This is a genomic window from Tropicimonas sp. (assembly GCF_047971885.1).
Classification (GTDB): Bacteria; Pseudomonadota; Alphaproteobacteria; order Rhodobacterales; family Rhodobacteraceae; genus Tropicimonas.
The window spans coordinates 1-7,193 of the sequence record NZ_JBKEAE010000075.1 but is presented as its reverse complement, the minus strand read 5'-3'; the positions used below and the strand labels follow the sequence as shown (position 1 = coordinate 7,193).

Here is a 7,193-nt window from a genome sequence, read left to right as displayed (position 1 = left end):
CCATCGTTTCCGACCGGAGATGCCGGCCATGGCCACGCAACATTCCCGTGCGGCAGCGCGTTTCATGATCGCTCCAGCAGTTCTTCTCCTGCTCGGGTGGATGATCGTGCCGCTGTCGATGACGCTCTACTTCTCGTTTCTGCGCTACAACCTGCTGATGCCCGGCATGGAGGAATGGACGGGCTTCACCAACTACAGGTATTTCCTGACCGATCCCGCCTTTCTCAACGCGATCTGGAACACGCTGGCGCTGGTCGGCGGTGTGCTGATCATCACTGTCATCGGGGGCGTTCTGCTGGCGCTTCTGCTCGACCAGCCGTTCTTCGGGCAGGGGATCGTGCGCATCCTGGTGATCGCGCCGTTCTTCGTCATGCCGAAGGTGAACGCGCTGGTGTGGAAGAACATGTTCATGAATCCGGTGAACGGGCTGTTCGGCCATCTGGCAAAGTTTCTCGGCATGGAGCCGTTCGACTTTCTGGCGCAGGCACCGCTTGCCTCGATCATCGGGATCGTGAGCTGGCAATGGCTGCCCTTCGCAACCCTGATCCTGCTGACAGCGCTCCAGTCGCTCGACCAGGAGCAGCTCGAGGCAGCCGAGATGGACGGAGCGCCGTGGATAGCGCGCTTCATCCACATCATGCTGCCGCACCTGAGCCGCGCGATCACCGTCGTGATCCTGATCCAGACCATCTTCCTGCTGTCGATCTTCGCCGAGATTCTGGTGACGACGAACGGCGGTCCGGGCAGCGCCACGACCAACCTGACCTTCCTCGTCTATGTCCAGTCGCTGTTGCAGTTCGACGTGGGCGGAGGTTCCGCCGGTGGCGTCGTCGCCATCATTCTCGCCAACATCGTTGCCTTCTTCCTGATGCGGATGATCGGCAAGAACCTCGACGCCTGAGGAGGGGAGAGACATGGCACGCGCAGTTTCAACCAGCCGCAAGACCTGGACCACGCTTCTGGCCTGGACGGTCGGCTTCCTGATCTTCTTTCCGATCCTCTGGATCTTCATCCTGTCGTTCAAGACCGAAGGCGACGCGATCAAGACCCCGCTTCAGGTTCTTTCGGCGCCATGGACGCTTGAAAGCTACGCCACGGTACAGGAGCGTTCGAACTACTTCCTGCACTTCTGGAACTCGGTTGTCCTGTCGGTCGGCTCGACGCTGATCGGCCTGGCAATCGCCATCCCCGCCGCCTGGGCGATGGCCTTCGTTCCGGCCAAGCGGACCAAGGACGTTCTGATGTGGATGCTGTCTACCAAGATGCTTCCGCCGGTGGGCGTTCTGATCCCGATCTACCTGATCTTCCGCGATTTCGGGCTGCTGGACACCCGCACCGGGCTGGTCATCGTCCTGACGCTGATCAACCTGCCGATCATCGTCTGGATGCTCTACACCTATTTCAGGGAGATCCCCGGCGAGATCCTTGAAGCGGCGCGGATGGACGGTGCCTCTCTGAAGGAAGAGGTGCTCTATGTCCTGACTCCGATGGCGATCCCCGGCATGGCCTCGACCGTTCTTCTGAACATCATCCTGGCCTGGAACGAAGCCTTCTGGACGCTCAACCTGACGGCAGCCAAGGCGGCTCCGCTCACCGCGTTCATCGCCAGCTACTCCAGCCCCGAGGGCCTGTTCTACGCCAAGCTCTCCGCGGCCTCGACCATGGCCATCGCGCCAATTCTCATCATGGGCTGGTTCAGCCAGAAACAACTCGTCCGCGGCCTGACCTTCGGCGCCGTCAAGTAAGGGGGCAAGACCAATGGGACAAATCACACTCAAGCAGGTACGCAAGGCCTTTGGCGACGTGGAAGTCATTCCGCCGCTGGATCTGGAAATCAACGACGGCGAATTCGTCGTTTTCGTCGGCCCCTCGGGCTGCGGCAAGTCCACGCTCCTGCGGCTGATCGCTGGGCTGGAGGACGTATCCTCGGGCGAGATCCTGATCGACGGAAGGAACGCCACCGAAATGCCGCCCGCCAGGCGCGGTCTGGCGATGGTGTTCCAGTCCTACGCGCTTTATCCGCACATGTCGGTGCGCAAGAACATCGCCTTCCCGCTGCGGATGGCCAAGATGGATCAGGCCGAAATCGACGCGCGGGTGAACAACGCGGCCAAGGTGCTGAACCTGGCCGATTACCTCGATCGCAAGCCGGGGCAGCTTTCGGGCGGCCAGCGTCAGCGGGTCGCCATCGGCCGCGCCATCGTGCGCGAGCCTTCGGCGTTCCTGTTCGACGAGCCGCTTTCGAACCTCGATGCCGCGCTCAGGGTCAACATGCGGCTGGAAATCTCCGAACTGCACCAGACCCTCGCCACGACGATGATCTACGTGACCCACGATCAGGTTGAGGCCATGACCATGGCCGACAAGATCGTCGTGCTGCGGGCCGGCAATATCGAGCAGGTCGGTTCGCCGCTGGAGCTCTACCGCTCGCCGGCGAACCAGTTCGTCGCCGGCTTTATCGGATCGCCGAAGATGAACTTCATCGGCGGTGCGATTGCCGCCGAGCACGACGCCGCGACCATCGGTATCCGCCCCGAACATATCGCCGTCTCCCGCGAGGGCGGGACATGGCACGGCAAGGTCGGCGTATCCGAGCATCTCGGTTCGGATACCTTCTTCCACATCATGATCGACGGCTGGAACGAGCCGCTGACCGTGCGGGAAAGCGGCGAGGTCGACCTGCACCGGGGCGACAGCGTCTACCTGACGCCGACCGTGGTGCACCTGCACCGCTTCGACCAGAGCGGGCGCGTCCTGAAGTAAGCCTGTCCGCCGGCAGGGTGCCTGCCGGTGCAAATCGGTTTGCGGGTGATCGTGTCGCCGGTGTGTCGCCAGACCGAAGGCAGATGACCGGAAAGCCCCGGGCCGGGACGAAGCCCGCCGGAGATGCGAGAGCGGGCGGGGCACCGGTGCGGGGAGGGAAGCGCGCGCGTGAAATGGCGGTCTGCGGGGCAGGTCCCGCCGGCCGCGGAGACATGCCGATAGCCGACGCTTCGGCACCGGGGAACGTGCGGTTGCCCTCGCGTTTCCCGGCTTTGCACCGCTTCCCACCGCGTCGGAGCCACATGTGATGTGGATGGCGGAATGCCGATGTTGTTCTGAAAGGACGGAACCATGACGATCAGGCTGTCAAACGCAACCCTCGACAAACTGCCCGAAGGCATCGCGGCGCCGGGATACGACCGGTCGCTGCTTGCGCCGGGCATTCTGCATGTCGGGATGGGGAACTTTCACCGCGCGCATCAGGCCGTTTATCTCGACAACCTGATGTCGCTCGGCGGGTCGGAAGACTGGGCGATCCTCGGGTGCGGTGTGGTCCGGTACGATGCACAACAGCGCGAGGCGCTGGTCGGACAGGATTGTCTCTATACCGTGGTCGAGCAGGACGGCAGCGGCGACCGGGCGCGCGTGATCGGCGTGATGGCCGGTTTCCTGCCGGTCGAAAAGGGCAACGGCGCCATCCTGGCGGCCATGGCCGATCCGGCGGTTCGCATCGTTTCGCTGACGGTGACCGAGGGCGGCTATTTCATCGATCCGGCGACCGGTGTCTTCGATCCGTCCAGCCCGGACATTCAGGCCGATATTGCCGACCCCGATCATCCGACGACCATTTTCGGCACCATCGTCGCCGGCCTCAGGGCGCGGCGCGCGGCGGGCGAGGTTCCCTTCACCATCATGTCCTGCGACAACGTTCCCCACAACGGTGTTGTCACCCGCAACGCGGTGGTCGGCATCGCCGAGGCGCAGGATCCCGACCTTGCGCGCTGGATCGCCGGGAATGTCGCCTTTCCGAACGGCATGGTCGACCGGATTACCCCGGCGACCACGCCGGAGCGGCGCGAATACCTGCTGTCGGCATACGGGCTGGATGACGCACGGCCCGTTTTTTGCGAGCCCTTCCTCCAGTGGGTTCTGGAAGACAGGTTCACAGCCGGGCGCCCGGCGCTGGAAAATGTCGGCGTGCAGTTCGTCGACGATGTGACGCCCTATGAACACATGAAGATCCGCATCCTGAACGGCGGCCACGCGCTGATCGCCTATGCCGGGCATCTTCTCGGTTGCGTCTATGCGGACGAGGCGATGACCCATCCGCTGGTCGGCGCCTTCATGGACAAGGTGGAGCGGGAGGAGATCGTGCCGATCGTTCCGCCGGTGCCCGACACCTCGCTCGTGCAGTATCTCGACCTCATCAAGGAGCGTTTCGCCAACCCGCGGGTCGAGGATCAGGTACGCCGTCTTTGCCTTGACGGCTCGAACCGGCAGCCCAAGTTCATCGTGCCGTCCGCCGCCGATTGCCTGAAGGCCGGACGCGACATAAGCGGTCTGGCGCTGGCCAGCGCGCTCTGGTGCCGCTACTGCTACGGCGAAGACGAACAGGGCGTGGCCATCGAACCCAACGATCCCTCGTGGGACAGGCTGGTCGAACGCGCGCATGCGGCGCGCGAAAACCCTGCGGACTGGCTGGGGATGGAAGACATCTATGGCGATGTCGGCAGGAATCCGATCTTCCGCGCCGCATTCGCGGCGGCGCTCGAATCGCTCTGGACGAACGGCACCGAGGCCACCCTGCGGGCCTATCTGGGGCATTGATCTGCCGCTCACGAACCGCCGGGGCGGCCTGCCGGCCATCCCGGCAGGCCGCCCGCAAGCGCGATCACGCGAGGCAAAGCCGAGCTTCGGACAAGGTCGGGTCTCGTCGTTTTTCACAACCGGAGATGACGGGGCGGTAGCCAGCGCGACGGCATGATCGGACTCATGTCGTCGGGCCACGTTTACAGCACCGCTTCATAGAGCCTGCGGGTGTTCTCGTAGGTCATCGCGACCGGATTGCCACCGGTGCTGGGATCGGCCAGCGCCGAACGGGTCAGCGCATCAAGGTCGGGATCGGTGACACCCAGTTCGGTCAGGGTTTGCGGGATGCCCATCCGGGCGTTCAGATCGTCGACGAATGCGGCGAATCCGTCGAAGCCGCCGTCGAGCCCCAGATAGGCCGCCGCCTGCCCCAGAACGCCTTCGCAGGCCGGGCGATTGAATTGCAGCACCGCCGGCATGAAAAGCGCGTTGGTCGTGCCGTGATGGGTGTGATGACGCGCCCCGACCGGATGGCTCAGCGCGTGGATCGCCCCCAGCCCCTTCTGGAACGCGGTCGCCCCCATGGCGGCGGCCGACATCATGTGGGCCCGCGCCTCGATATCGCCGCCGTCGGCATGCGCCCGCGGCAGATATTCCCTGACCAGCCGCATCCCTTCGAGCGCGATCCCCTGCGACATCGGGTGATAATGCGGCGAGCAGAATGCCTCGACGCAGTGGGCGAAGGCATCGAGCCCGGTGCCGGCGGTGATCGGCTGCGGCATGCCAACGGTCAGTTCCGGGTCGCAGATCACCACCGATGGCAGCATTCGGGGATGAAAGATGATCTTTTTCTCGTGGCTCCGCGAATTGGTGATGACACCGGCACGCCCGACCTCGGAGCCGGTTCCGGCGGTTGTGGGCACGGCGACGACGGGGTGGATGGCGCCTGCGTCGGCCCGGGTCCACCAGTCGTCGATATCCTCGAAATCCCACAACGGGCGGGTCTGGCCGACCATGAAGGCCAGCACCTTGCCCAGATCGATCCCCGAACCGCCGCCGAAGGCGACCACACCGTCGAAGCCGCCGTCGCGATAGACCCTCAGCCCCTCCTCGACGTTGCGGTCGCTCGGGGTCGGATCGACATCCGCGAACATCGCGCGGCCAAGCCCGGCCTCGTCGAGCAGATCGAGGGTGCGCGCGGTGATCTCCATCGCGGCAAGGCCGCGATCGGTGACCAGAAGCGGCCGGGCGATACCGGCGGCCGAACAGGCATCGGCGATCTCGGCGATCCGACCGGCACCGAAGCGTACCGGGGTGGGGTAGTTCCAGTTTCCGACCAGTTTCATGGGGTCAGGCCCTTTTCAGGTGATAGGATTTCGGGCGCGTCAGCGCGTGGAAGCCGAGCAGCGACAACCCTGCGCCCCGGCCGGTATCCTTGCAACCGGTCCAGCACAGCGCCGGATCGAGATAGTCGCAGCGGTTCATGAAGACGGTGCCGGTTTCCAGCCGCTGGCCGATCGCCTCGGCGGCCTCCACGTCACCGGTCCAGATCGAGCAGGTCAGGCCGAAGGCGCTGTCGTTCATCAGCGCGACGGCTTCCTCGTCGTCCCCGACCGGCATGATGCCGACAACGGGGCCGAAGGTCTCGTCGCGCATGATCCGCATGTCGTGGCTGACCCCGGTCAGGATCTGCGGGCTCACATAGGTGCCGCCGTCATCTTCGGCAAAAGGCCGCACCCGGGCCACCGCCCCACCGGCCAGCGCATCGGCGATCTGGCCACGCACCTCGCGGGCGAAGCGGATGTTGGCCATCGGGCCAAGGGTGGTTACGGGGTCGAGAGGGTTGCCAAGCCGGTAGCCCGCGACGATGGCGATGCTTCTGTCGACGAATTCGTCATATACGCGCCGGTCGACATAGATCCGCTCGATCCCGCAGCAGCACTGGCCGGAGTTGAACATCGCGCCGTCGATCAGCGTCTCGGCGGCTGCCTGGACATCGGCATCGGCGCGGACATAGCCCGGATCCTTGCCGCCAAGCTCGGTCGAGACGGCGGTGAAGGTGCCGGCGGCGGCGCGCTCCATCGCCCTGCCGCCGGCGACCGAGCCGGTGAAATTGACGAAATCGAAGGCGCCGCCGGCAATCAGCGCTGCGGTCGTGTCGTGCGACAGGAAGACGTTCTGGAACACCTCGGCGGGAATGCCGGCGGCATGGAACGCCTCGGCCAGACGTTCGCCCACCAGCAGGGTCTGGGCGGCATGTTTCAGCACCACCGTGTTGCCGGCGATCAGCGCCGGGGCGATGGTATTGATCGCCGTCATGTAGGGATAGTTCCACGGCGCCACGACGAAGACCACACCGTGCGGCACACGTGCGATCCTGCGCCGGAAATTATCGCTGTCCTCGATGACAACCGGCGCCAGCGCCTGCTCGGCGATCCCGGCCATGTAGAGCGCGCGTTCCTCGAAGCCGCGGAATTCGCCGCCGTAGCGCACCGGGCGGCCCATCTGGTGCGCCAGTTCCACCGCCATCCGGTCGGTCGTGCGGCCGACCTCGGCGACGGCGGCGCGCACCAGCGCGATGCGTTCGGCCAGCGGCCGCGCCGCCCAGCCCGGCTGCGCCG

6 protein-coding genes are annotated in these 7,193 nt (G+C 65.1%); 4 read left to right on the top strand and 2 right to left on the bottom strand.

All coding sequences use genetic code 11. The features are described from left to right. Positions 1-28 precede the first annotated feature (28 nt). The 4 genes from ACK5IR_RS07445 to ACK5IR_RS07430 all read left to right on the top strand — a co-directional run bounded on the left by ACK5IR_RS07445 (position 29) and on the right by ACK5IR_RS07430 (position 4,590). On the top strand, positions 29-901 hold the full coding sequence (locus ACK5IR_RS07445) for a carbohydrate ABC transporter permease (RefSeq protein WP_416927462.1): 873 nt from the start codon (positions 29-31) through the stop codon (positions 899-901). Between the two features lie 13 nt (positions 902-914). After that, positions 915-1,745, top strand: a complete 831-nt coding sequence (locus tag ACK5IR_RS07440; RefSeq protein WP_416927460.1) for a carbohydrate ABC transporter permease — start codon at positions 915-917, stop codon at positions 1,743-1,745. A 13-nt stretch (positions 1,746-1,758) separates the two neighbouring features. Continuing rightward, a complete protein-coding gene (locus tag ACK5IR_RS07435; RefSeq protein ID WP_416927458.1) occupies positions 1,759-2,763 on the top strand; it encodes an ABC transporter ATP-binding protein in 1,005 nt (334 codons plus the stop codon). Between the two features lie 351 nt (positions 2,764-3,114). Beyond that, a complete protein-coding gene (locus ACK5IR_RS07430) occupies positions 3,115-4,590 on the top strand; it encodes a mannitol dehydrogenase family protein (RefSeq protein WP_416927456.1) in 1,476 nt (491 codons plus the stop codon). A 182-nt stretch (positions 4,591-4,772) separates the two neighbouring features. On the opposite strand, the gene ACK5IR_RS07425 is transcribed toward ACK5IR_RS07430, so the two are convergent. Beyond that, positions 4,773-5,918 (bottom strand): iron-containing alcohol dehydrogenase, encoded by a 1,146-nt coding sequence (locus ACK5IR_RS07425; protein WP_416927454.1) that lies wholly within the window; start codon positions 5,916-5,918, stop codon positions 4,773-4,775. A gap of 4 nt (positions 5,919-5,922) precedes the next feature. After that, positions 5,923-7,193, bottom strand: a 1,271-nt coding sequence (locus tag ACK5IR_RS07420; protein WP_416927452.1) for an aldehyde dehydrogenase family protein, incomplete at its 5' end; no start/stop codon positions are given.

Excerpts from the sequence above, each read along its gene's own strand:
- ACK5IR_RS07445 (WP_416927462.1), top strand. The coding sequence starts at position 29 with ATGGCCACGCAACATTCCCGTGCGGCAGCGCGTTTCATGATCGCTCCA.
- ACK5IR_RS07440 (WP_416927460.1), top strand. The coding sequence starts at position 915 with ATGGCACGCGCAGTTTCAACCAGCCGCAAGACCTGGACCACGCTTCTG.
- ACK5IR_RS07435 (WP_416927458.1), top strand. The coding sequence starts at position 1,759 with ATGGGACAAATCACACTCAAGCAGGTACGCAAGGCCTTTGGCGACGTG.
- ACK5IR_RS07430 (WP_416927456.1), top strand. The coding sequence starts at position 3,115 with ATGACGATCAGGCTGTCAAACGCAACCCTCGACAAACTGCCCGAAGGC.
- ACK5IR_RS07425 (WP_416927454.1), bottom strand. The coding sequence starts at position 5,918 with ATGAAACTGGTCGGAAACTGGAACTACCCCACCCCGGTACGCTTCGGT.